This window comes from Psychroflexus aestuariivivens (assembly GCF_004010055.1).
Lineage (GTDB): Bacteria > Bacteroidota > Bacteroidia > Flavobacteriales > Flavobacteriaceae > Psychroflexus > Psychroflexus aestuariivivens.
This window is the reverse complement of sequence record NZ_RQVT01000003.1, coordinates 16,982-39,638: the sequence shown is the minus strand read 5'-3', so window position 1 is coordinate 39,638 and position 22,657 is coordinate 16,982. Positions and strand designations below refer to the sequence as shown.

General features: G+C 36.2%; 26 protein-coding genes. 17 read left to right on the top strand and 9 right to left on the bottom strand.

From position 1 onward, the window contains the following. Positions 1-6: 6 nt before the first annotated feature. From EIG86_RS00810 to EIG86_RS00765, 9 genes are all read right to left on the bottom strand, one after another. Positions 7-1,362, bottom strand: a complete 1,356-nt coding sequence (locus EIG86_RS00810; RefSeq protein ID WP_127844252.1) for an NAD(P)/FAD-dependent oxidoreductase — start codon at positions 1,360-1,362, stop codon at positions 7-9. Continuing rightward, entirely contained in the window at positions 1,359-1,820 is a 462-nt protein-coding gene (locus EIG86_RS00805) for a universal stress protein (protein ID WP_127844251.1), read from the bottom strand. Before EIG86_RS00805 ends, EIG86_RS00810 begins: the two co-directional genes overlap by 4 nt. Before the next feature lie 12 nt (positions 1,821-1,832). Then, positions 1,833-2,258 (bottom strand): lycopene cyclase domain-containing protein, encoded by a 426-nt coding sequence (locus EIG86_RS14255; protein ID WP_240032149.1) that lies wholly within the window; start codon positions 2,256-2,258, stop codon positions 1,833-1,835. A 303-nt stretch (positions 2,259-2,561) separates the two neighbouring features. Further along, positions 2,562-2,840 (bottom strand): DUF5676 family membrane protein, encoded by a 279-nt coding sequence (locus EIG86_RS00795; RefSeq protein ID WP_041579015.1) that lies wholly within the window; start codon positions 2,838-2,840, stop codon positions 2,562-2,564. A gap of 17 nt (positions 2,841-2,857) precedes the next feature. Next, the gene (locus EIG86_RS00790) at positions 2,858-3,076 is read right to left on the bottom strand and encodes an SHOCT domain-containing protein (RefSeq protein ID WP_127844250.1); all 219 of its coding nucleotides are present in this window, start codon (positions 3,074-3,076) and stop codon (positions 2,858-2,860) included. Positions 3,077-3,098: 22 nt separating this feature from the next. After that, positions 3,099-3,311 carry a heavy-metal-associated domain-containing protein gene (locus EIG86_RS00785; protein ID WP_027884438.1) on the bottom strand — a complete coding sequence of 71 codons (213 nt, stop codon included), beginning with the start codon at positions 3,309-3,311 and terminating at the stop codon, positions 3,099-3,101. Positions 3,312-3,740: 429 nt separating this feature from the next. Next, positions 3,741-4,322: a helix-turn-helix domain-containing protein gene (locus EIG86_RS00775; protein ID WP_127844248.1), complete on the bottom strand. Its 582-nt coding sequence runs from the start codon at positions 4,320-4,322 to the stop codon at positions 3,741-3,743. A 257-nt stretch (positions 4,323-4,579) separates the two neighbouring features. Continuing rightward, positions 4,580-5,002 (bottom strand): HYC_CC_PP family protein, encoded by a 423-nt coding sequence (locus tag EIG86_RS00770; RefSeq protein WP_127844247.1) that lies wholly within the window; start codon positions 5,000-5,002, stop codon positions 4,580-4,582. Between the two features lie 174 nt (positions 5,003-5,176). Continuing rightward, entirely contained in the window at positions 5,177-7,405 is a 2,229-nt protein-coding gene (locus EIG86_RS00765; RefSeq protein ID WP_127844246.1) for a TonB-dependent receptor family protein, read from the bottom strand. Between the two features lie 228 nt (positions 7,406-7,633). Between EIG86_RS00765 and EIG86_RS00760 the strand changes: the two genes are divergently transcribed. The 17 genes from EIG86_RS00760 (at position 7,634) to EIG86_RS00685 (ending at position 22,652) form a co-directional block, all read left to right on the top strand. Continuing rightward, the gene (locus tag EIG86_RS00760) at positions 7,634-8,050 is read left to right on the top strand and encodes an HYC_CC_PP family protein (protein WP_127844245.1); all 417 of its coding nucleotides are present in this window, start codon (positions 7,634-7,636) and stop codon (positions 8,048-8,050) included. Positions 8,051-8,153: 103 nt separating this feature from the next. Beyond that, entirely contained in the window at positions 8,154-11,894 is a 3,741-nt protein-coding gene (locus EIG86_RS00755) for an efflux RND transporter permease subunit (protein WP_127844244.1), read from the top strand. After that, positions 11,891-13,108, top strand: a complete 1,218-nt coding sequence (locus EIG86_RS00750; RefSeq protein WP_127844243.1) for a TolC family protein — start codon at positions 11,891-11,893, stop codon at positions 13,106-13,108. Before EIG86_RS00755 ends, EIG86_RS00750 begins: the two co-directional genes overlap by 4 nt. Next, entirely contained in the window at positions 13,105-15,474 is a 2,370-nt protein-coding gene (locus tag EIG86_RS00745; RefSeq protein WP_127844242.1) for a multicopper oxidase domain-containing protein, read from the top strand. The genes EIG86_RS00750 and EIG86_RS00745 overlap by 4 nt, the downstream gene beginning before the upstream one ends. Positions 15,475-15,599: 125 nt before the next feature. Next, positions 15,600-15,692: an SHOCT domain-containing protein gene (locus EIG86_RS14250; RefSeq protein WP_240032148.1), complete on the top strand. Its 93-nt coding sequence runs from the start codon at positions 15,600-15,602 to the stop codon at positions 15,690-15,692. 65 nt (positions 15,693-15,757) lie between these two features. Beyond that, positions 15,758-16,333 carry a hypothetical protein gene (locus tag EIG86_RS00735; RefSeq protein ID WP_240032147.1) on the top strand — a complete coding sequence of 192 codons (576 nt, stop codon included), beginning with the start codon at positions 15,758-15,760 and terminating at the stop codon, positions 16,331-16,333. A gap of 35 nt (positions 16,334-16,368) precedes the next feature. Next, positions 16,369-16,557: an SHOCT domain-containing protein gene (locus tag EIG86_RS00730; protein WP_127844240.1), complete on the top strand. Its 189-nt coding sequence runs from the start codon at positions 16,369-16,371 to the stop codon at positions 16,555-16,557. A gap of 6 nt (positions 16,558-16,563) precedes the next feature. Beyond that, positions 16,564-16,950, top strand: coding sequence for a DUF302 domain-containing protein (locus EIG86_RS00725; protein ID WP_127844239.1), 387 nt, complete (start codon positions 16,564-16,566; stop codon positions 16,948-16,950). Positions 16,951-17,007: 57 nt separating this feature from the next. Further along, entirely contained in the window at positions 17,008-17,610 is a 603-nt protein-coding gene (locus EIG86_RS00720) for a DUF3347 domain-containing protein (RefSeq protein WP_127844238.1), read from the top strand. Next, positions 17,611-18,063 carry a heme-binding domain-containing protein gene (locus EIG86_RS00715; RefSeq protein WP_026754886.1) on the top strand — a complete coding sequence of 151 codons (453 nt, stop codon included), beginning with the start codon at positions 17,611-17,613 and terminating at the stop codon, positions 18,061-18,063. Positions 18,064-18,086: 23 nt separating this feature from the next. Further along, positions 18,087-18,647, top strand: a complete 561-nt coding sequence (locus EIG86_RS00710) for a DUF3347 domain-containing protein (protein ID WP_127844237.1) — start codon at positions 18,087-18,089, stop codon at positions 18,645-18,647. Positions 18,648-19,053: 406 nt separating this feature from the next. Then, positions 19,054-19,188: a hypothetical protein gene (locus EIG86_RS14300; RefSeq protein ID WP_262707792.1), complete on the top strand. Its 135-nt coding sequence runs from the start codon at positions 19,054-19,056 to the stop codon at positions 19,186-19,188. 24 nt (positions 19,189-19,212) lie between these two features. Continuing rightward, a complete protein-coding gene (locus EIG86_RS00705) occupies positions 19,213-19,761 on the top strand; it encodes a potassium channel family protein (protein WP_236979838.1) in 549 nt (182 codons plus the stop codon). Between the two features lie 19 nt (positions 19,762-19,780). Beyond that, a complete protein-coding gene (locus tag EIG86_RS00700) occupies positions 19,781-20,095 on the top strand; it encodes a hypothetical protein (protein WP_236979840.1) in 315 nt (104 codons plus the stop codon). Between the two features lie 102 nt (positions 20,096-20,197). Continuing rightward, entirely contained in the window at positions 20,198-21,424 is a 1,227-nt protein-coding gene (locus tag EIG86_RS00695; RefSeq protein WP_127844235.1) for a permease, read from the top strand. Positions 21,425-21,436: 12 nt separating this feature from the next. Next, entirely contained in the window at positions 21,437-22,147 is a 711-nt protein-coding gene (locus EIG86_RS00690; protein ID WP_008616453.1) for a PepSY domain-containing protein, read from the top strand. Between the two features lie 22 nt (positions 22,148-22,169). Then, a complete protein-coding gene (locus EIG86_RS00685; protein ID WP_008992801.1) occupies positions 22,170-22,652 on the top strand; it encodes a DUF305 domain-containing protein in 483 nt (160 codons plus the stop codon). Positions 22,653-22,657: the final 5 nt, after the last annotated feature.

Genomic DNA, 22,657 nt, shown 5'->3' with positions numbered 1-22,657 from the left:
TCAAAATTATTTTGTTCTGTTTTTAACCGAAGATTTCGGTTTAAAGTTTCTAATAATCAGGCGGTTGCTCTTTTCATAAGTGAAATAACTTACCGCCCAATTAAAACCAACCATCAATCTATTTCTAAATCCACTTATGGACATCAAGTGAACAACGGACCACAGCAACCAGGCGAAATAGCCTGCAAATTTAAATTTGCCCAAATCGGCAACTGCCTTGCGTTTACCTACGGTTGCTAAGGAACCTTTATCTTTATATTTGAAAGGTTTTATGGATTTGTTATTTATGATATTTAATATCGAATCGCCCAGGTATTTACCTTGTTGAATAGCGGTCTGTGCTACTTGTGGATGTCCTTTTGGGGTTTCTTTGGAAATGAGTGCTGCGATATCACCTATGGCAAAAATATTTTCGTAGCCTTCTACTTTTAAATTGGCATTGGTTTTAATACGGTTGCCTCTGACTACATGTTTTCCATCAATACCATTTGGGAATTGTCCTTTTACGCCAGCCGTCCAGATAAGATTTTTAGCCAAAATGGTCTTACCACTTTTGGTAGTGACTTCGTTGCCGTCATAATTGCTTACAGCTTCATTTAATAATACCTTTACATTCAAATCCTCTAAATATTTGAGGGTTTTCGATGATGCCTTGTCTGACATTGTGCCTAACAACTCATCAATGGCTTCTATTAGATAAATATTCATAATGGAAGAAGGGTACTCTGGGTAATCTTTGGGAAGGATGTATTTGCAAAACTCTGCCAAAGCTCCTGCCATTTCTACGCCTGCTGGACCACCACCTACTATTACAAAATTTGTCAGCGTGTCGCGTTCTTTATCATCACAAGTAATAGCTGCCTGTTCCAAATTTTGCAACATCATATGACGGATGTTGAGGGAATCGCGAATATCCTTCATCCCCAAACTATTTTCGGCCACAGAATCCATCCCGAAGAAATTGGTGGTCGTGCCAGTAGCCAACACTAAATAGTCATAAGAAACACTTCCCTTATTGGTCAATATAGTATTTGAATCAGGTTGAATTTCCTCAACTTCAGCCAAACGAAAGAAAACATTTTTATAGCCATTGATTTGTTTTCTGAATGGAAATACAATACTGTCAGGCTCCAGGGCACTCGTTGCCACTTGATATAATAAAGGCTGAAACTGATGGAAGTTATTTTTATCGAGTAAAACCACTTGAACTTCTTTGTGTTTCAGTTTCTCAACCAATGCCAAACCTGCAAATCCTCCACCAACGATAACCACACGAGGTAATTTAGTATCGGGAAGACATATCTCATCTGTTATCTTACAGGTGGATTCCAACGTAATGCTATGTGTTTGCTTTTCTTTCATTTTTTATTTCTATCTCTTGCAATCAGTACTGAACATTTGGCATTTGTGGTTAAATATTGTGATACTGAGCCCAATACTAAGCGAGAAAAAGCACCGTGACCCTGAGAGCCTACTACAATTAAATCTGCACCCCAATTTTCTGCTTTTTCATTAATAGTACTTTTGGGCAGTCCGCTAACAACACTTGTGGTTATGGTAAGTGCCTTGTTTTCGGCCTTGATTTTATCGAAAGCTTCTGAAACGATTTTGTTTCCCAATTTTTGAGCGTTACTTCTAATTTCTTCTATGTAATTTCCTATCTTGCCGCCCATAGTATGCAATCCCAGACCGGTTGTTTTAGGAAGTTCATAAACATTTATAATATGAATTTCACTATTTGAGGATAGGGTCATTTTTATAAGTTCGTGAATGGCTACTTTACTGAAATCTGAACCATCTATGGCCAATAATATTTTCATAATTTGAATGTTTTAGTTGGTTGACATTTCTTTCGATTTTATAAGTTTTCTCCAATACAAGTGTTCATATAATCCAGACCAATACATACCAAAGGTGAAAGCGAACAGTAACTCTTCAATTGGGATTCCCAAAACAAGAATATGGGTCAGGTTGTCTAGATTCCAGTACAGCTCCACATATTGCGGATAAAACGGAAGGATGCTTCCGAAATAAATGAAGTACAGTATGGTAAACAAGATTCCTCCAACCCATATCTTTCCTTTTAAATCTGGGCGACAGTACAATGTTGCCAAACCACCAAAAAACATTGCAATGATGCCACAATAGATGTGGTTAAGCGTGGTGAAAAGACTAAATATGACGAATACAATGGCTGGAACAAAAAGTATATAAATATGTAGCTTATGTCTTTGGTGGCTCCGTTCGGTATGAGGCATATCTATATAGCCTTTTTTGAATATCAGATTATACAATACCGTCCCTATTCCGCCAATGGCAAAAGAGAAGATAAGGCTCTCAATATCAAAACCTGTTCTTTCCGCTAAATGGAATAAGGAAGGCGGCATCCAATATTCTGGTACAAATAATGGTTCTGTTAAACCAAAGGGCATCGTAATAAGGCTCATTTTGAGCATTTCTTTTCTATACCCCTTTTTTGACAAATAGATTATTGCCCAAAGAGCAAGAATTATAAGAGACCATATGAACCAGACATATTGCATAAATTTTATTTTACTCTCTTATTTTTTGACTTTTATTTGCGCATTATAAAAAGCCGCAATACAGGCACCTATTAGCCATCCTAAAATGAATATCTGTACTATTCCCAAACCAGCTTCCCATAGTGGCACATCCATCCTGATAATGCTTGTGGTATCTAAACCGTGCAATAGGCTGTTGAAAAAATCGATAGTGGCTTCTCGACCTGCTGTTGACATAACTATCATACAGCCTAAGTAAATTAGTGCCGCCGTAAGACCGAAAGCAAATCCGAGTTTTTTTACGTTTAATCGATACATAATTTTAAAGTTTTGAGTTAGTTGTCTGATTTTAATATCTTTTTTGATTCCTCAAATTCTTCCTTGGATATTTCGCCTTTTGCAAAGCGGTTTTTAAGAATATCCAGTGGGCTGTCCTTCTTTGTTTTTTGATAAGGGATATCTGCTGGGATAAAGAAAATCCAAATGATAAACGCCATCCAAATAATCCACCATATCAGGTGCATACCTCCGAAACTTCCGTCGTGAAAAAACATAATTTTTGATTTTAAGTTACTTTTATAGTTTTTCAATTGTGTAACCCTCAAGGTTGCTGAGTTGTTTTTGTAATTCATCTACTGAAAGCGTTTCCTTCATAGTGATGATTGTAGCTCCTTTTGGTGCCAGAAAAATTTCTGCCTTTTCAATCTTTGGATGTTCTTCCAATGTCTTTTTGACCCTGCTAATGCAGCCGCCGCAACTAATACCATTAATTTGAAATTTTCGTTTCATATCTTAAACTTTAGTGATGATGATCTCTTTTTTCATCCTCTTTTTTGTTCTTCTTATTTAAGTTCTCATCAGATAATCCGTGCGTATGGCTCCCGTGTTGCATTGGCATCAGTAAGTGTATGGCGAACATTATTATGATAAATGTAAAAAGCCAGGTCCCGCCTCCAATTCCAATGGATGGTGCTAAAAAAATGAATAACAAGGGAAGCCCGCAACCGAGGACCATCCATAACCAGTGATTTTTCATTGTTTTTTGTTTTAATTAATGTTTATTCCTCGCCTTTTTAAGACCTGAACTGGCTTATGTTGTAATTGGGGGATTATCAACACAAGCCTTAGGGAGTTCAGGCTTTAGGGTTTTTAATATTATAATTAACACGAAAGCTATCTGTTTTTATGCTACTTCATCTGCATAACTTTCGTTGATATCTATATAATTTCATCATAGAAATTCCGTTTCCAATTTCCTGTGTTTTTGTAATCGGTCATACTCATTCCCACCACTTCCTTAAACTGTCTAGACAGGTGGTTGACACTACTGTAGTCCAATAAATATCCTATATCTGAAAAGGAATGTTGTTTAAGTTGGATAAGTTCTTTAACCTTCTCTATCTTCAATTTGATAAAGTACTTTTCCAGAGTGGTCTGTTCGTTGGCTGAAAACAATTTGCTCAATGTCTTGTAATCCTTATGAAGTCTTGATGCTAATAGTTCAGATGTTTTTACCTTAATATGTAATGGTAACTCTTGCAATTGTTCTATTAGAATGACTTTCATTCTTTCTACGAGCATTTCTTCTTCTTTTTGTACAATTTCAAAATCATTGGCGTGAAGCACAGTTGTAACAGCTTCGACAATTTCATTGCTGGTTTTTTTTGGTGCTTCTACCAATAACCTTCCTAATTCTAATGAAAGCACAGTTACTCCCAATTCTTGTAGTTCTTGCTTAATAACTTTTAAGCAGCGGCTACAGACCATATTCTTAATCCAAAATTCTTTGGGTCCTTTCATAATAATTGATGTATTGCTGTTAGGCACTTAAAAAAAGTAATTTTAAACGTTGAACCAAAATATGATATTTATCATCTTGCATTAAAATCAAATAGAGCTGCGTAACATCCACATTTTTAGCAAATAATTTGAATTTTCTTAATAGTACAAGGTTAATAGTGTTGTTGAGAATTGGGCACAGCAAAATTTAGCCAGAAGATGTTCTTTGGCTATGATAGAGGATACAGATCGATATGTTCAATCTGCAAGGAAGAAAATCAAATTAAGTAAGTCTCGTAAAGAGTTTGTATGTCCTTGGATATCAAGGGCGGCCTATATTGTTTAAAAGGAACTATATTTTCTTCAAGCCCTTCAAATAAATTTACGTAAGCGTAGAAAAAAGTATTAAGGAAAATTACAGTTTCGGCCTCAAGTTTTGTATTAGCCTTTTTAATGGTGTCATTTCCAGTTTTTACAAAAGATTCATTACTACAACAGTCTTTTTCTTGTAACGTAGTGCACTGCTTTAACGGTGAATCTTTCTTTTGAACCTTTTCTGTGCAGGTTTTTGCTTTGTTCCAAACAGCTATATCTACCAATTGATTACAACAAAAATGCATATCTACCGTAAAAGAAGAGGTAGAAAACAGTATTAAAACTGCTAAAAAGAAAGACAATATTTTAGTAAAAAATGTTTTCACATTGTAAAGTTAATAAATTTTGTTTAACAATCAAAAATTTGTTCAATTAAAGAAAGTATTCCTAAAGCTTTTTATGCTAAGTATTTAGCTATTAAAAAACATAAAAGGCACTTTACAAAAGTAATTTTAAACGTTGAACAAAAATATGACTTTTGTCATCCAATTAAATTTTTCTCAAAATTCATATCCGACGGCAAAATTAAACCCAAAAGGATGACCAGGTCGTAATCCTGCTGGTACACGAGATACCGCATATTCTGTATCAAATAGGTTTATCACGTTAGTTGATAATGTAAAATTTTCATTAAGGAAATAATGTGCAGATAAGTCAACGATAAAGTTAGAATCTACTTTGAAATTTTCTGGAATAGGCCCAGAACCAGCCTTGGTTCTAAATGCACCTTTATAGCGTGAATTTAGGTTTACTTCAAATTTCTTATGCTGTAGCCCTAATGTTGCATTTAATTGGTTTTTTGCAATGTATGGTATTTCATCCCCTTTGGTAACCACCCCATAGATATCTTCGTTACTGTCAAAACTGGTCAGGAATTCGGTATCGGTAAGCGTATAGGAAATCGATAGAGGAAGTTTAAATTTCTCTGATGTATTGTATAGCAAATTGTAATTTAGCAAAAGCTCAAGGCCACTTACACGAACTTCACCTGCATTAAACTGGTCGAGGCTTCCTGTGCCACCTGTTGCAGCCAAATCACTTCCCAACAGATTTTGATAATCATTGTAGAACCCGACAAGTTCCCCTGAAAAACCTTTAAAGCCAAATCGAGAACCCAACTCATAATTAATGCTTTTTTCGGCATTTTGTTCCGGTGTATTACTTGGTGGCGAAAACCCTTTATGTACCCCACCGAAGACCGATATATAGTTATTGAATCTGTAATTCGCACCTATGCCTGGAATCCACACATTTACATTGTTCTCGCGAATAGCTAAATCCTGACCAGTTCTGTTTGGGTCGTCAGTACCATAATCCATTCGTGTTAATGTAATATTTTCATAGCGCAAGCCAGGTGTTAAGGTGAGGTTCTCAATTTTAAGGGTGTACAAGAGGTGCGCCGCCAATGCTTTTGCACTGCTTATACGATTAGCGTCAGTACCTTTTTCGGCCACCGTGGTTCGTATTAATTCTTGGTTTTGAAATGCGTACCTGTCCACCCACTGAAATCTGTCCTCGTCATCTTCGTGGTAACGTATTCCCACTTCCAGGGTTTGTAACCAATCCGAACCCCATCGTAATTTGGCAATGGACTGAACACCATTTGAAGTATATACTCTATTATTTGCCTTTATTCCCATAACATCGTCTTGGGTGTTTTCATTTCCTAAAATGGTTTGGTATTCTAAGGGGTAATCCTGTGGTGCGGACAGGATATTACTAATACTCACCCTTTCGCCTAAATTTACATCGTCCAATTTGTACCAATTACGCTTGAATTTATTGAGGTAGCCGGTAGTACTTATATTTAACGAAGGGGAGACTTGTATAAAATGGGTAAGTTGGTATTGTTGATGTTCGGCATTCATAACATCCTCGGATGATGCCCTGTATCTTCTATAAGGGTTTTCTACAAAATCTTCATCGGTCAATCCCAAGTAAGTTTCGTTCGCTTCTTCTTCAGAATACTGGATTTTAAATGTTAGTGACTGATACATTTTTGCATCTAAATTTGAGTTGACCCTAAACTTCGCCAAATAATCAGATTTATCAAATCCTGTATTGCCACCGCCATCAAGATTTTTAAAACCATCAGAATTATAATTAAAATAATCTGTTACAAACCCAAAATTTTTATAGCTATCACCAATGACTAATTGAGTGTTTCTGGAATCATAATTCCCTGCGGCAATGGAAGCTCGTCCAGAAAATTTGTCCGGAATTCGGGACGATATCATATTAATGGCACCGCCAGTGGTATTTGGTCCATATTGAATTTGACTGCTTCCTTTTAAGACTTCGATGGCCTGCATTCGCCCAATGGTAGGAAAATAATAGGCGGCAGGTGCGCTGTAGGGTGCAGGGGCAATGAGAACACCATCTTCCATCAAATTAATTTTTGCACTACGCTCAGGCGATGTACCTCGCAAACTTATATTTGGACGTAGTCCAAAACCATCCTCTTCGGAAATATTAATTCCTGGAACCGTTTGTAATACCCTATTGATATTTGTATATGAAAATTTTTTTAAATCCTCTTCGGAAATATAGTTCGCAGAACCCGTTTTGTTTTTAATCTCAAATTTACTTCCCAGTATGGTGTTGGCAGAAATAATGACCTCTTTTAAGCGTTCCGTTTTTTGTTGGAGAGAATCCTCTTTCTGAGGATTGGTTTGTGCACATAGGACTGTAAGTTGTAAGATAAATAGTAAGAAAAATAGAGTTCTCATTTGCTATAAATTATTTAGAATGATTTTAAATAGAAGGCAAATGTAGTATGCTGTTTTTGAAAATCCAACATTATTTAGAATAATTCTTAATAATAATATCGAAGCTTTTTATACTCAACAGTTTATAATCTAAACAGAATTGGGCGAAGTAAAATGCTAAAAGTGTATTCTAAATTATTTGTTAAATAAGTTTACTCTAATAAAAAATTTTATAGCTTTGTAGAATTAATGAAAAAGATTTTCTACAAAATATCATCTTTTAGTATGGCACTTTTAGTGTTGTTCTCAACTTTGTCTTTTACTGTTGAGAGTCATTATTGTGGAGATATTTTAGTTGATTCTTCTGTGTTTGGCGCAGCCGAAACCTGTGGTATGGAAGTACAAAAAACTTCCCCTTCATCTGACTGTGACATTACTAAGAAAAATTGTTGTAGCGATGAGCAAATACTTGTTGAAGGTCAGGACACTTTAAAGATTACCTTTGATAAATTGGAAAAAGAACAACAGATTTTTGTTGCATCTTTTATTTATTCCTATATAAATTTATTTACTTCCTCAGAAAGTAAAGACACCGCTTTTAAGGACTATTCTCCTCCACCTCTCATAAGGGATGTCCAGATTTTGGACCAGACCTTCCTCATTTGATTTTTAAGTAATTAACTCTTAAGTCCAACATTAACTTGTTTGGACTAAACTGCTTGTACCTTGTTTTTTCAACAAGTATTATTATTACTTAAAACTCATTTTTATGCTAAATAAAAGCATCAAATTTTTAATCGAGAACAAGCTAGTAGCCGTTCTACTACTTGCACTTTTTATTGCTTGGGGAGTCGTAAACGCCCCGTTTGAATGGAATACAGGCTCACTTCCTCGAGACCCTGTTGCCGTAGATGCCATACCAGATATTGGCGAAAACCAACAAATTGTATTTACTAAATGGGATGGTCGTTCCCCTCAAGATATTGAGGATCAAATTACTTATCCTCTAACCACATCGCTTCTTGGTATTCCAGGGGTTAAAACAATACGTAGTTCATCTATGTTCGGGTTTTCGAGCATTTATATCATTTTCGAAGAAGATATTGAATTTTATTGGAGCAGAAGCCGAATACTTGAAAAATTAAACTCATTACCAGCCGGACTTCTACCAGAAGGCGTTAATCCAGCTCTAGGTCCCGATGCCACAGGATTAGGGCAAATATATTGGTACACCCTTGAGGGACGTGATAAAGATGGTAATGTTACAGGTGGATGGGATTTACAAGAATTAAGAAGCATTCAAGACTTCTACGTGAAATATGCGTTGTCATCTGCGAGTGGCGTTTCAGAAGTGGCTTCCATCGGCGGATATGTTTTGGAATATCAAGTGGATGTTAATCCCGAATTAATGCGGCAATACAACATAGGCTTGAGTGAGGTTGTAAAAGCAGTAAAACAAAGCAACAAAGATGTTGGTGCACAAACGCTTGAAATCAACCAAGCTGAATACCTTATAAGAGGATTGGGTTATATTAAGAAACTATCTGATTTAGAAAACGCGGTAGTTACTTCAAAAGATTTTACATCCATCCGTATAAAGGATATTGCGAAAGTAACACACGGTCCTGCTACAAGAAGAGGCTTATTGGACAAGGAAGGAGCCGAGGTTGTTGGTGGTGTTGTAGTGGCTCGTTATGGGGCCAATCCTATGGAAGTCATCAACAATGTTAAAGAAAAAATAAACGAGTTAAGTTCTGGGCTTCCATCAAAAACATTAAGCGATGGGAGGACTTCGCAATTAACCATCGTACCCTTTTATGACAGAACAGAACTAATCCAAGAAACCTTGGGCACACTTGATGAAGCGCTAACTTTAGAGATATTGATAACCATTTTTGTGATTATCATAATGGTCTTCAATTTAAGGGCTTCCGTATTGATTTCCGGATTATTGCCTGTTGCGGTTTTGATGGTCTTTATTTCTATGAAACTGTTCAATGTAGATGCAAATATTGTCGCCTTATCTGGTATTGCAATTGCTATTGGAACTATGGTCGATGTGGGCGTTATCCTTTCGGAAAATGTTTTGCGGCATATTGATGAAAATGAAGAAAAGCTACCTATGAATACGGTAGTTTATAATGCGACTGCCGAAGTTTCTGGTGCCATCTTAACGGCAGTAATGACCACTATTATTAGTTTCATTCCTGTATTTACTATGATTGGTGCAGAAGGGAAATTGTTTAGGCCATTGGCATTTACAAAAACGGCAGCACTCACCGCAGCTCTTATTGTTGCCCTATTTTTACTTCCACCATTTGCGGCCTATTTATTTAAAAAGAGAAATTTAAAAACTTCTTTTAGTTATATGCTAAATGGAGCATTGATTGTTTTTGGCGTTTTATCTTTAATTTTAGGCTATCCGCTTGGATTAATATTAGTTGCATTTGGCGTTGTTGGCTTCCTTTCACTAAAGGAAAAGATTACGTCAAAACGCGCCAACATCATCAATATATTTGTTTCGGCTTTTGCTATCATATTCCTATTGGCGGAATATTGGAGACCACTGGGAGTAGATAGAAGTATCCTTATAAACTTAATCTTCGTTGGTCTTATCTGTTTTGGTCTTTTGGGTGTATTTACACTTTTTAGAAATTATTATGTTCGGATTTTAAATTGGGCATTACGCAACAAGCTGTTGTTCCTTTCTGTACCTACAACCATCGTAATTTTTGGAGTTATGATTATGAATAATACAGGTAAGGAATTTATGCCGTCACTTAATGAAGGTTCTTTTTTGTTAATGCCCACATCAATGCCACACGCCGGCGTTGAAGAAAACAAACGCGTATTACAACAATTGGATATGGCAGTAGCCAGTATCCCAGAAATTGAAACCGTAGTAGGTAAATCTGGGCGTACAGAATCAGCATTAGACCCTGCACCGTTATCGATGTATGAGAATGTTATTCAATATAAATCTGAATATATTTTAAATGAAAATCGCAAAAGACAACGCTTTAAGGTAAACGAAGACGGCTTATTTGTTTTAAAAGATGGCAGTTTAGTAACCAACCCTAATAGCGAAATTGAAGTAGAAGATGATGACTATAAAGCCTCAAAAATTACAGACCCATTCTCTGTGACAAGTTCACAGCTCATTCCAGATGACGATGGAGAGTACTTTAGAAATTGGCGACCTGAAATTGAATCGCCAGACGATATTTGGAAAGAAATCGTAAGGGTTACAAAGCTTCCAGGTATTACTTCAGCACCCAAGCTACAACCCATAGAAACACGCTTGGTGATGCTACAGACTGGTATGCGAGCACCTATGGGAATTAAGGTGAAAGGACAGGATTTAAAAGAAATTGAGGCGTTTGGGGTACAATTGGAAGATATCTTAAAACAGGCCGAAGGCGTAAAAGAAGAAGCGGTCTTTGCCGACCGTATTGTGGGGAAACCCTACCTACTTATTGATATTGACAGAGAACGACTTGCGCGCTATGGCATAACCATAGAACAGGTACAGCAAGTTATCCAGGTCTCTGTAGGTGGTATGGTGCTCTCGCAAACGGTAGAAGGAAGAGAACGCTACGGCATTCGTGTGCGCTATCCCAGAGAATTACGTGCAAATCCAAATGACTTAAAAGACATTTATGTTCCAGTAGAAAAAGGGAGTCCGGTTCCGTTAAGTGAGTTGGTCACTATTAGATATGAGAAAGGGCCACAGGTTATAAAGAGTGAAGACACTTTTTTAGTAGGCTATGTCCTTTTTGATAAATTAGATGGTTTCGCCGAAGTAGATGTGGTGGAAAATGCCCAAGCCCTTATTCAAGAAAAAATTGACAATGGCGAATTGACCGTTCCAAAGGGTATCAATTATCAATTTACGGGAACGTATGAAAATCAGTTACGAGCAGAAAAAACATTGAGCGTGGTAGTACCTCTGGCTTTGGCTATTATTTTTCTAATCCTATATTTCCAGTTCCGTTCTGTTGGAACGTCATTAATGGTCTTTACTGGAATTGCTGTCGCCTTTGCGGGAGGTTTTTTAATGATATGGTTCTACGGCCAAGATTGGTTCTTAAACTTCAGCTTTTTCGGAGAAAATTTACGAGACCTCTTTCAAATGCACACCATTAATTTAAGTGTAGCTGTGTGGGTGGGCTTTATTGCCCTGTTTGGTATTGCAACAGATGATGGTGTGGTAATGGCAACTTATCTCACTCAAACATTTGACAAAAACAAACCTAAAGATAGAAAAAGCATTAGGGCATCCGTAGTTGAGGCAGGAGAAAAACGTATTCGACCTTGTTTAATGACAACGGCTACAACAATACTCGCCTTATTGCCAGTATTAACATCAACAGGTCGAGGTAGTGATATTATGATTCCAATGGCAATTCCATCCTTTGGAGGGATGCTCATAGCACTTGTGACCTTATTTGTAGTACCGGTTTTGTTTAGCTGGACAAAAGAATTTCAATTGAAAAGAACTATTAGATGAGATATATAATTGTAATAGCACTTGTTTTTATTGCTTTCGCGAAAGCTGATGCACAACAACTGGCATCCTATATTCAGGAAGCTGAAAAGAATAATCCAGAAATTCAAGCTTTTGAATTGCGCTACAACATAGCGGAAGAAAAGGTAAATGAAGCAGATTGGTTACCAAATACAGAGATTGGCGTAGGCTACTTTGTGAGCGAACCAGAAACCCGAACAGGGGCGCAACGTGCACGTTTTTCAGTAAAGCAAATGTTGCCTTGGTTTGGAACCATATCAGCAAGGGAAAACTATGCTTCATCAATGGCCGATGCTCAATATGTGGATATTGTCATTGCGAAACGAAGGTTAGCACTATCAGTATCGCAATCCTATTACAAACTATATTCAATCAAGGCAAAACAACTTATTTTGGATGAAAACATTCAGTTGTTGGAAACCTATGAGCGTTTGGCATTGACCTCTGTAGAAGTTGGAAATGTCTCGGCTGTTGATGTGCTGCGGTTACAGATTCGGCAAAACGAACTGGTGCAGCAAAAGGAAGTCTTGGAACAAGATTACTTAGCAGAACAAACGGTATTTAATAATTTATTGAATCGCGACGAAACACTGGAAGTCCAAGTGCCACAAGAGTTGACTATTCCTGATGAAGAACCATTGGTCTCTAATGAGAACCTCAAACTCAATCCAGAACTTATCAAATACGATAAATTATATGAATCTATCGAAGAAGCCGAATTATTAAACCAAAAGGAGAGTGCACCAAACATTGGTTTTGGATTGGATTATGTTCCGGTTTCAGAGCGTCCCGATATGAATTTTTCCGATAATGGTAAAGACATTGTGATGCCTATGGTTTCTATTTCAATTCCCATTTTCAATAATAAATATAAGTCAGTGACAAAGCAAAATGAATTGAAACAATTGGAAATAAAATCACAGAAAGAAGAGAGGCTCAATAACCTTGAAACACGTCTTGCACAAGCTATTTATAATAGAAATACAATGAGAATTAAGTTTAATGTACAAACCGATAATTTGAAACAGGCCATTGATGCCGAGGAAATTCTTATGAAAAACTACGAAACTGGAACTATAGATTTTAATGATGTGTTAGATGTACAGGAATTGCAGTTAAAGTTTCAAATCAATTTAATCGATTCCATTAAAGAGTATTTTACAGAATATGCTTTAATAAATTATTTAACAAAATGAAAACAATAAAAATTATTACGCTATTACTTTTCACAACTTCAATTTTTGCCCAAGTAGGCACAAACGGAAATGATAGAAAGGAAGATGGGCGACCTGTTAAGGAGTATAACCTTACCATTGAGGAAAACGAAATGACGCTTGGTGGTGTTACTGCTAATGCAATGACTATCAATGGTGATATTCCAGGACCCGTTTTGGAATTTAATGAAGGAGACCTTGCTATAATCAACGTAACCAATAAAATGGATGAAGAAACTTCAGTGCATTGGCACGGATTGATACTTCCCAATTTTTACGACGGGGTTCCATATTTAACTACCCCACCGATTGAGCCAGGAACAACCTTCCAATACAGGATTCCAATCAATCAGTCTGGAACCTATTGGTACCATTCCCACACAATGCTACAAGAACAAAAAGGTGTTTATGGGTCTATTATCATTCATCCAAAAGAGAAAACCTTGGAATATGATAAAGATTTAGTCGTGGTATTATCAGATTGGACCAATGAAAAACCAATGAATGTATTACGAAACCTTAAAAGAGGTAACGAGTGGTATCAAGTTAAAAAAGGCACAGCAGTGCCATTAAGTAGGGTCATTTCAGAAGTTGCCTTTGGTGCTCAACTTAAATTTTGGAGAGACCGTATGGAAGGGGCTGATATTGCAGACATTTATTATCCCGCATTTTTGTCCAACGGTAAAAAACTGGCAGAGTATCCAGAATTTACGGCTGGCGAAAAAGTAAGGCTTCGCTTCATTAACGCATCGGCTTCTACCTATTATTGGATGGACTTTGGCGGAGGTAACCCAATGTTGGTTTCCAGTGATGGTGTTGACGTGCAACCCGTTTCCAAAAGCAGATTTCTCTTTGGCATAGCCGAAACGTATGATGTAATTGTAACTATTCCAGAAGGAACTATTGAAATTACCGCAACCGCTCAAGATGGTTCAGGTCATACCTCTATACAGTTAGGTAATGGCACTCTTTACCCAGCCAAAAGAATTGATAGACCTGATAAGGTAGCGATGATGAAGCAAATGGCTAAAATGGATATGAAAATGGGAGCACCTGCAATGGTTGGAAACAAGAAGAAGAATACACCCGAAGTTTTAATGCAGAAGTACGGAATGAAGATGAATATGAAGGACGGCGAGATGAAAATGGGGAACGATAAGATGTCGATGAAAGATGGCAAAATGAATGACCAAATGGATATGAAGATGGATGATACAATGGGAATGAAAAAAGACTCGATGTCAATGAGCCATAATGGAGCATCAAATAAAATGGAAGGTCATATGCACAATATGCCAATGATGCAGAAGGATTCTACTTCTTTTGATTATGAGGAGCGAAAGACATACTTCAACTATGATTTTTTAGAGGCAAAAGAAAAAACTGAATTTAAGGCAGATTTACCAGTAAATGAAGTGTTGCTTAACCTAACAGGTAATATGAATCGCTATGTATGGAGTATGAATGGGGTTCCATTATCAGAAACCGATAAGATAAATATAAAAGGAGGCGAGGTAACCAGAATTACATTAAATAACCTGACTATGATGCACCATCCAATGCACTTGCACGGTCATTACTTCAGGGTCATTAATGAAAAAGGAGAACGTTCCCCATTAAAGCATACCGTGAACGTACCACCAATGCAGAAAGTTATTATTGAATTTTATAACGAAGAGTATGGCGATTGGTTCTTTCATTGTCACGTATTGTACCATATGATGGGTGGTATGGCAAGAGTGTTTAGTTACGATACCCCAAGGGATGATAGAATGGCAGATTATCCAGTTCAGAAACTAATTGATGAGACAGACCATTATTATTCGTGGGGATTGGCTCGTGCAGGTTCAAATTTTAATGAACTCTTTTTAACGTCGAGCAATATCCGAAATGAATTTGGTTTGAGAACAGAGTTCGATTACGACCAAAATCTTGAAGCCGAAATAAGTTATAATAGGTATCTGAACGATTGGGTACGTGTTTATGCAGGAGTAAATACCGAAACGTCAACACCAGATTCTTACGATACATTTAATACCGTAGGATTGGTTGGTGTAAAGTATTTTACGCCTTATAGATTTAATGTAGATGTGAGTATGGACCATCAGCTACGCCCAAGAATACGTTTGGACAGAGAATTATTGATTTTTCCAAGAATTTTTTTGGAAGGCGAATACGAATACAGAGCAGATTTTGGATGGGTCAATGATTTAGAGAATAATAAATCATTTGAAAGCGAAACACAATGGTTGGTAGGAGCTTCATATATCCTTTCAAGAAATTTTTCAATACAAGGAAATTATAATAACCGATATGGTTGGGGCGGTGGATTATTGGCAAGATTTTAACAATTTAAAAATACAAAACTATGGACTATAAATGGGATTTTATAATTGTTTTCTGAGTAATATTTCTAGGCATTCTCATCTATGCAGGAGGAAAAAAAATAAAGCGCTCTAAAAGTTCAAAGGCTATGGACATATTGAATGAGAGATACGCAAAAGGGGAAATATCGAAGGAAGAATATGAAGAAATAAAACAAAAAATCAACTCAAAAATCGAATGATTAACAATAATTGATCACGATTAGAGAATAAATAACTGAAATATTAACAATAAAAAATATCAAGTATGAAAACAATTGTAAAAACAGTATTGATTATCGTAACAATTGGCACATTGGTCAGTTGCAAATCAGCCTTCAATGCCAGCGAAACATTACAGGTTGAAGAAAATAGAAATGCCATTTATCAAGAAATCATTTCAAATCCTATTCAGTTTGCCGATTTTATCAAGGAGGCACAAAAAAATAAGGATGCAAAAAAAATAATGATGAAAACCCATATGGAGCAGATGGATTCTGGAAATACGAAAATGATGATGGAGAAGAATCCTGAAATGAAACAAAAAATGCAATCACATATGCAAATGATGATGGAGAAAAATCCGGAAATGATGCAAAAGATGCAATCCAAAATGCTAGACAAAATGATGGGTAGTGAGAAAGGCCGTAAAATGCTGATGAAAAAAATACACAACAATGAAGAAATGAAAAAGGCAATGAAAGAACGGATGAAGAAAATGATGGACGAAAACCCTGAAATGATGAAGGAAATGATGCAAAAAATGATGAACGATCCAAAGATGAAGGGAAAGATGCAAAAAATGAAGGGCAAGAAGAAGAACGCACAAAGCCATAAGCACTAAAAAGAACTGGATATGAACAATAAAAATTTTCAATTATGATGATGTGGTGGTGGATATTGATACCGATTGTACTGGTATTGGGCATATTTCTATACAATGGAAAAAACAGACAATATACTGTAAAGAAAGAAAATCCTCTGGATATTCTGAACAGCCGATTCGCCAAAGGCGAAATATCCAAAGAAGAATACGAAGAACAAAAACGAATGTTGAACAAAAAATAAAAGCTAATGAAATACTATTTTAATAAAACGATCAATGGAACTTTTGAAGATGTTATTGATAAAGTTACCCAAGGATTGAAAGACGAAGGTTTTGGAATCCTTACAGAAATTGATGTAACAGAAACACTAAAGAAAAAACTGGATATAGACTTTAAAAAGTATAGGATACTCGGAGCTTGTAATCCGCCCTATGCACATAAAGCTTTGCAAGCAGAAGATAAAATTGGAACGATGTTGCCCTGCAATGTCATAGTACAGGAAATCGAAGCAGGTATCATTGAAGTTGCGGCCGTAAACCCAATGGCTTCAATGCAAGCTGTAAAAAATGAAAAATTGAATGAGGTAGCCAGCGAAATAACTGCAATGTTGGAAAACGTCATTGAAAAATTATAAGACACTATAAAAAGGCAGTAATAATAATTAATAAACACAAACTTAAATTAAAACAAAATGAGCAAATTAAAATCAACATTAGGTATAGTTGCGATAGCATTCATAACCTTAACAGTAATGTCTTGTAAAGACAACAGCAAAGAACAAAATAGCACGGATGGAGACCATTCAGAAATGAACCACGATAACAGTGATGGTCATCACGACGGCGAAAAGAGGGAAATGGCAATGGGTGGAGATAGTAATACACAAGCGGTATTAAATGACTATTTCAACTTAAAGAATGCCTTGGTGGGAGATGATAATGGCAAAGCCAAAGAACTTGGGGCAACCCTAGCAACATCCTTAGGAAATTTTGACGTCTCACAATATAACGATACCCAGCAATCGGAATTAAAGGATATTGTAGAGGATGCAGTTGAACACGCAGAACACATTTCAGAAAGTGATATAGCACACCAGCGCGAACATTTTAAAGTTTTAAGTAAAGATGTTATAGATATGGTTGCTATAACAGGAGCAGAGATAAAGCTTTACGAGCAGTTTTGCCCTATGTATGATGGCGGTACAGCTTGGCTAAGTACTAAAGAGGAAGTGCGCAATCCATACTATGGTAGTCAAATGTTAAAATGCGGCAAAGTACAACGTGAAATTAACTAAATGAAAATTGTAAAGATTATAGCAATAGTACTACTGGTAGCGTTCGTGGGAATTCAATTTATTCCGACTACACGCAATCAAAGTGATACTGTACCGTCAACTGATTTTATGCTGGTCAATAATGTACCAGAAACTATTCAAAAAAAGTTACAGGTATCCTGCTATGATTGCCACAGCAATAATACTCAATACCCTTGGTATAATAAGATTCAACCTGTTGCTTGGTTTTTGGAAGACCATATTAAAGAAGGAAAAGCTGAACTTAATTTCAACGAATGGGATTCATTATCCAGCCGAAGAAAAGCAAGTAAGTTAAGGTCTATTATCAAGCAGATTGAAAATGGCGAAATGCCTTTGGATTCTTACACTTTGATACATAGTGAGGCAACATTTACAGAAGCTGAAGCAGAAGAGTTAATCAATTTTATCACACAATTAAAAGATAGTTTATAAACAATAATTTAAAAGTAATAAAAATGAAAAATTTAAAAATGAGTATAGCAGCAGTGCTATTGTTAGCAGTTTCTTTTACCAACGCACAGGAAAAGAAAAAAATGAACCACGATCACGAAGATATGAAAATGGATCATAGTAAAATGACAACTATGAAAAGTGATGCAAAAACAGAAACAATTTTAAGTGATTACTTTAATTTAAAAAATGCTTTGGTTGCAGATGACACCAAAAAAGCAGCCCAAGCTGGGTCTAAATTGGTAGTTTCTCTTAAAGCTTTTGATACGGACAGTTATTCAAAAGAAAATCAAGAAGAATTAGAAGATATTATAGAAGATGCCGTAGAGCACGCCGAGCATATTTCTGAAAGTGCCATAGACCACCAACGCGAGCACTTTAAAACGTTAAGTAAGGATATTACTGATATGGTAGCTATTACGGGTACAAAAAGCACGTTATACGAGCAATTTTGCCCAATGTATGATAAGGGTAGTGCGTGGTTGAGTACAAGTAAAGAAGTGAAAAATCCATATTACGGCAGTAGAATGCTTAAATGCGGAAAAGTTCAAAAGACTATTCAATAGATAATCCTTTGTTTAAAAAATATTTTCAATGTTCTGGTTTATTAGTTAACAGAAGGTTGTAAAATGATAAAGATATCTGAATAGTTTTTAAGTCCTGTCCTGGGAAGGAAAACAATGTTGATGGTTAGTGTTAGTTCCTTCCCTAGTCAGGCACAACGAATTTTGAAAAAGAAAAGTTGATTTGGTTAATAGCAGCCTGCACAAGGGAGAGGGATTAAACCCTTAAAATAATAACATCTCTCTTCCTATGTCAGGCAATTAAAAATTTATGATGAAGAGAAGTTTAGTGAAGAGTACTTGATTGTGAGGGGTAAACATTTTGGTTGGTTTATTGGTTAATAAAGGTTGCCTCTCATTTTCAAGTATTATTTAAAGGATTTTGCATATAAAAAAGGATGATATAACAATGAAAGAGTGTTGCAAAGACGGGTGTCAAAATACAACTGAAAAGTCTGTAATTAGAAAATGGTTCAATTACATAATATATACCATACTAATCTTAATAGTTGGTGGTGCTTTGGCGCTTCAATTATTTAGTTAAGGAAATAAATTGAAAATGACTAAAGTGAACACAATAGAAAAATCTGAAAGAATTGGCTTTTACAAGCAACTGTTTAAAAAGGTATTGCTTACTGCAAGTATAGTGATTGCTCTATCGTTAAGTTATATACTATGGGTAGGTGTAGATTCCGCCAGCCAATTTTTACCCTTTATAATTGTTGGTTTGGCTTTGGTCAAAACCATTTTTATCGTAAGGCTCACTTTTATACAGTTAAGTAAAATAATAGGCGAAAGTCATCAGCTAACCCACGTTCTTACTTTATTTGGGGTATTGATTATTTTGATTGTCCTTTCGTTTTCAGCAGATTATCACGCTTTATATACTTTGAACCCTGAAAATTTTAATTCGAGTACAGCGCTCAATGATTCATTCTCATTACAGTTTTTTGAATTTTTATATTTCAGCTTAATCACTTTTTCATCAGTTGGCTTTGGAGATATTGTCCCCTTATCTATTTCAGGTAAACTATTGGTAATGATGGAAGTTTTCTTGAGCTTTTTGGTATTGGTATTTGGTATTGCAAACATTAATAGAATTCACGTTAACAAATAACCCATTTAAAACTATAATTATGAAAGTACTTAAAATTATTACACTCGTAACTGTTCTTATTGCAACAGTCAGCATTACCAATGCACAGAATGATAAAGATTCTACGGATAAAGAAGGCGTAATCTCTGTAATGAAGTTATATAAGGATGCATTACAAAATTTAACGACCGAGGGGACATTTGAACTATTTACAGAAGATTCAAAAGTATTTGAATCTGGTGGTGTAGAAGGCTCGTATGCGCACTATATAGAACACCATTTGGGGCCTGAGTTGGGGCATTTCAAAAAATTTGAATTTTCAGATTATGAAATTGATGCGGAAGTAGAACGATAAAGAAAAAAGGAGTAGCGACGTCAATCTTAAAAAAGATGGATGGTAAATGGAAGATGATTAAAACACATTCTTCGTCAAGAAATGTAAAATAAAATTTAAACTGTGAGCGAATTCTTAAAACAATGGGGCGAAGCAGCCTATACGACCACTGGATTTTTCTGGATGGCACTTTGGGCTTTCATTTTGGGCTATATCATCAGTAGTATGATACAGATTTTTGTGACTGAAAAAAGGATGCAAAAAACAATGAACGAGAGTGAAGGTAAAAGTGTACTCTTAGGCACGTTTTTCGGCTTTATAAGCAGCTCGTGTAGTTTTTCGGCTTTAGCGGGCACAAAATCTATCTTTAAAAAAGGTGCAAGCTTTGTGTCTTCCATTGCCTTTCTTCTTGCATCGACCAATCTAGTCATTGAGCTTGGAATCATCATTTCCATATTTTTGGGGTGGCAGTTTGTAGTCGGCGAATATGTAGGTGGAATCCTTTTAATTCTTATTTCGTGGATTTTGATACGAATAATCAATCCTAAAAAGCTCATAGAAAAAGCGCGCAAGAATTTAGAGAACGAAGATGACGATTCAATGGATGATTCCAAAGATTGGAAAAAACAAATCAAGAAAGAAGATAGTTGGGCAAGGGTTGCCAAAAAATATAAGATGGAATGGCAGATGGTATGGAAGGACGTTACCGTTGGCTTTACCATTGCAGGTATCGTCGCAGCCTTCGTTCCCGATTCTTTCTTCCAGACACTATTTATCAATAGTGGTCAGGGCAATACAGATTTTACCTTTCTTGAAATATTGGAACATATCGTTGTAGGACCTATTGCCGCATTTTTGACTTTTATTGGCTCAATGGGTAATATTCCGTTGGCGGCATTGCTTTTTGGAAAGGGCGTGAGTTTTGCAGGGGTTATGGCTTTTATTTTTAGTGATTTGGTAGTCTTTCCTGTACTTCGTATTAACGCCAAGTATTATGGGTGGAAAATGTCGCTGTTCATTTTATTCTTACTGTTTACGGCATTAATAGGAACAGCTTTGGCTCTGCATTACTCTTTCGATTTGTTGGGTATGTTGCCTGACACATCACAAGTTAAAATACAGGACAAAGAGCATTTCAAAATTGACTATACCTTCTATTTGAATATGGCTTTTCTCGCAATTTCAGGATATCTCATATACTTAGGGTTTTTCAAGAGAAAGGATGTAGAGCACTCAATGAGCGAAATGGCACCTAAAAGCCCATTGCTTGAAAAGATTTTAAAGTATGTTGCCTATATCTGTTACGTCTGGTTGGTAGGTGGAATAATTGTCAAATATTTTGTGAATTAAATTATAGAAAGTATGGTCAACAGAAAGACAGCAAAATGGATTCGAAAAGCGCACCGATACTTGGGTATATTCCTCGGCATTCAGTTCTTGATGTGGACTATCAGCGGAATGTATTTTAGCTGGACGGACATTGATGAAATACACGGCGACCAGTTCAAAAAAGAAAAGCCACGGCAAACTGCTTTTTCCAACCTATTGGGGACTGAGCAATTAGCGAGTGAAGAACCAATCCAAACACTAAAATTATTGGAAATAGCCAATGAGCCGTACTATTGGATTAACGAAGCTAATTTATTTAGTGCTAAAACGGGAAATGAAAAAAATGGTATTACTAAAGCTGAAGCAAAACAGGTAGCCAATAGATATATGCTGCCCGATTTGGAAATAAGGGGTATAAAACGAATTGAGAAAGTAGATGCACATCACGAATACCGTGGTCGTCCATTACCAGCCTATGAGATTTCATATAAAACCCCACAAAACTTGAAGGCTTATGTCGCCATAGAAAATGGTGCATTTCAGACCGTTCGTCATAGAAACTGGCGCTGGTTCGATTTTTTGTGGATGAACCACACTATGGACTATCAAGGCAGGGACAACTTTAATACCATAATCCTGCGGGCGTTTTCATTGTTAGGGTTAATTACAGTATTAAGTGGGTTCTTACTTTGGTACATATCGTCGCCCACAATTAGAAAATTGGTTAAAAAGAAACGAAAATAAGTAACACTAAAACCAACATAAAATGGAAAATTCAAATCAAAATTCAAAGAAAAACAACTACACAAAATTTGTAGGTATGCTCGTGGCATCCTTCATAGCAATGTACGTTACAATGTACTTAAACTCTTATGAAATTGACCACGTCTATTTTAGTCTTACCCGATTTTATATGAGCTGTTTGGGTATTGCCGCTATGGCCATTATTATGTTTGTAACAATGCGTAATATGTACCAAAACAAAAAGAAAAATATAGCAATTGTTCTTGGAAGTATTGTTCTATTTGGTGGCGCGTTAGGCCTTGTGAGGGCACAGGCCCCAATTATTGGCGATGTGCTCTATATGAAAGCTATGATTCCGCATCACTCTATCGCCATTTTAACCAGTAAGCGAGCGGATATACAAGACCCGGAAGTGAAGAAATTAGCAGATGATATAATTAAAGCACAAGAAAAGGAAATTGCAGAAATGAAAGCAATGATTAAACGATTAGAAAATAACAAATAAAAACA

Bases quoted from the DNA above. Each gene is read 5' to 3' on its own strand.
- EIG86_RS00745 (WP_127844242.1), top strand. From the start codon at position 13,105: ATGAAAACAATAAAAATTATTACGCTATTACTTTTCACAACTTCAATT.
- EIG86_RS00700 (WP_236979840.1), top strand. From the start codon at position 19,781: ATGAAAGTACTTAAAATTATTACACTCGTAACTGTTCTTATTGCAACA.
- EIG86_RS00720 (WP_127844238.1), top strand. From the start codon at position 17,008: ATGAGCAAATTAAAATCAACATTAGGTATAGTTGCGATAGCATTCATA.
- EIG86_RS00765 (WP_127844246.1), bottom strand. From the start codon at position 7,405: ATGAGAACTCTATTTTTCTTACTATTTATCTTACAACTTACAGTCCTA.
- EIG86_RS00775 (WP_127844248.1), bottom strand. From the start codon at position 4,322: ATGAAAGGACCCAAAGAATTTTGGATTAAGAATATGGTCTGTAGCCGC.
- EIG86_RS00710 (WP_127844237.1), top strand. From the start codon at position 18,087: ATGAAAAATTTAAAAATGAGTATAGCAGCAGTGCTATTGTTAGCAGTT.
- EIG86_RS14250 (WP_240032148.1), top strand. From the start codon at position 15,600: ATGGACATATTGAATGAGAGATACGCAAAAGGGGAAATATCGAAGGAA.
- EIG86_RS00805 (WP_127844251.1), bottom strand. From the start codon at position 1,820: ATGAAAATATTATTGGCCATAGATGGTTCAGATTTCAGTAAAGTAGCC.
- EIG86_RS14300 (WP_262707792.1), top strand. From the start codon at position 19,054: ATGAAAGAGTGTTGCAAAGACGGGTGTCAAAATACAACTGAAAAGTCT.
- EIG86_RS00810 (WP_127844252.1), bottom strand. From the start codon at position 1,362: ATGAAAGAAAAGCAAACACATAGCATTACGTTGGAATCCACCTGTAAG.
- EIG86_RS00690 (WP_008616453.1), top strand. From the start codon at position 21,437: ATGGTCAACAGAAAGACAGCAAAATGGATTCGAAAAGCGCACCGATAC.
- EIG86_RS00725 (WP_127844239.1), top strand. From the start codon at position 16,564: ATGAAATACTATTTTAATAAAACGATCAATGGAACTTTTGAAGATGTT.
- EIG86_RS00685 (WP_008992801.1), top strand. From the start codon at position 22,170: ATGGAAAATTCAAATCAAAATTCAAAGAAAAACAACTACACAAAATTT.
- EIG86_RS00730 (WP_127844240.1), top strand. From the start codon at position 16,369: ATGATGATGTGGTGGTGGATATTGATACCGATTGTACTGGTATTGGGC.
- EIG86_RS00735 (WP_240032147.1), top strand. From the start codon at position 15,758: ATGAAAACAATTGTAAAAACAGTATTGATTATCGTAACAATTGGCACA.
- EIG86_RS00715 (WP_026754886.1), top strand. From the start codon at position 17,611: ATGAAAATTGTAAAGATTATAGCAATAGTACTACTGGTAGCGTTCGTG.
- EIG86_RS00790 (WP_127844250.1), bottom strand. From the start codon at position 3,076: ATGTTTTTTCACGACGGAAGTTTCGGAGGTATGCACCTGATATGGTGG.
- EIG86_RS00760 (WP_127844245.1), top strand. From the start codon at position 7,634: ATGAAAAAGATTTTCTACAAAATATCATCTTTTAGTATGGCACTTTTA.
- EIG86_RS00785 (WP_027884438.1), bottom strand. From the start codon at position 3,311: ATGAAACGAAAATTTCAAATTAATGGTATTAGTTGCGGCGGCTGCATT.
- EIG86_RS14255 (WP_240032149.1), bottom strand. From the start codon at position 2,258: ATGCCTCATACCGAACGGAGCCACCAAAGACATAAGCTACATATTTAT.
- EIG86_RS00750 (WP_127844243.1), top strand. From the start codon at position 11,891: ATGAGATATATAATTGTAATAGCACTTGTTTTTATTGCTTTCGCGAAA.
- EIG86_RS00795 (WP_041579015.1), bottom strand. From the start codon at position 2,840: ATGTATCGATTAAACGTAAAAAAACTCGGATTTGCTTTCGGTCTTACG.
- EIG86_RS00755 (WP_127844244.1), top strand. From the start codon at position 8,154: ATGCTAAATAAAAGCATCAAATTTTTAATCGAGAACAAGCTAGTAGCC.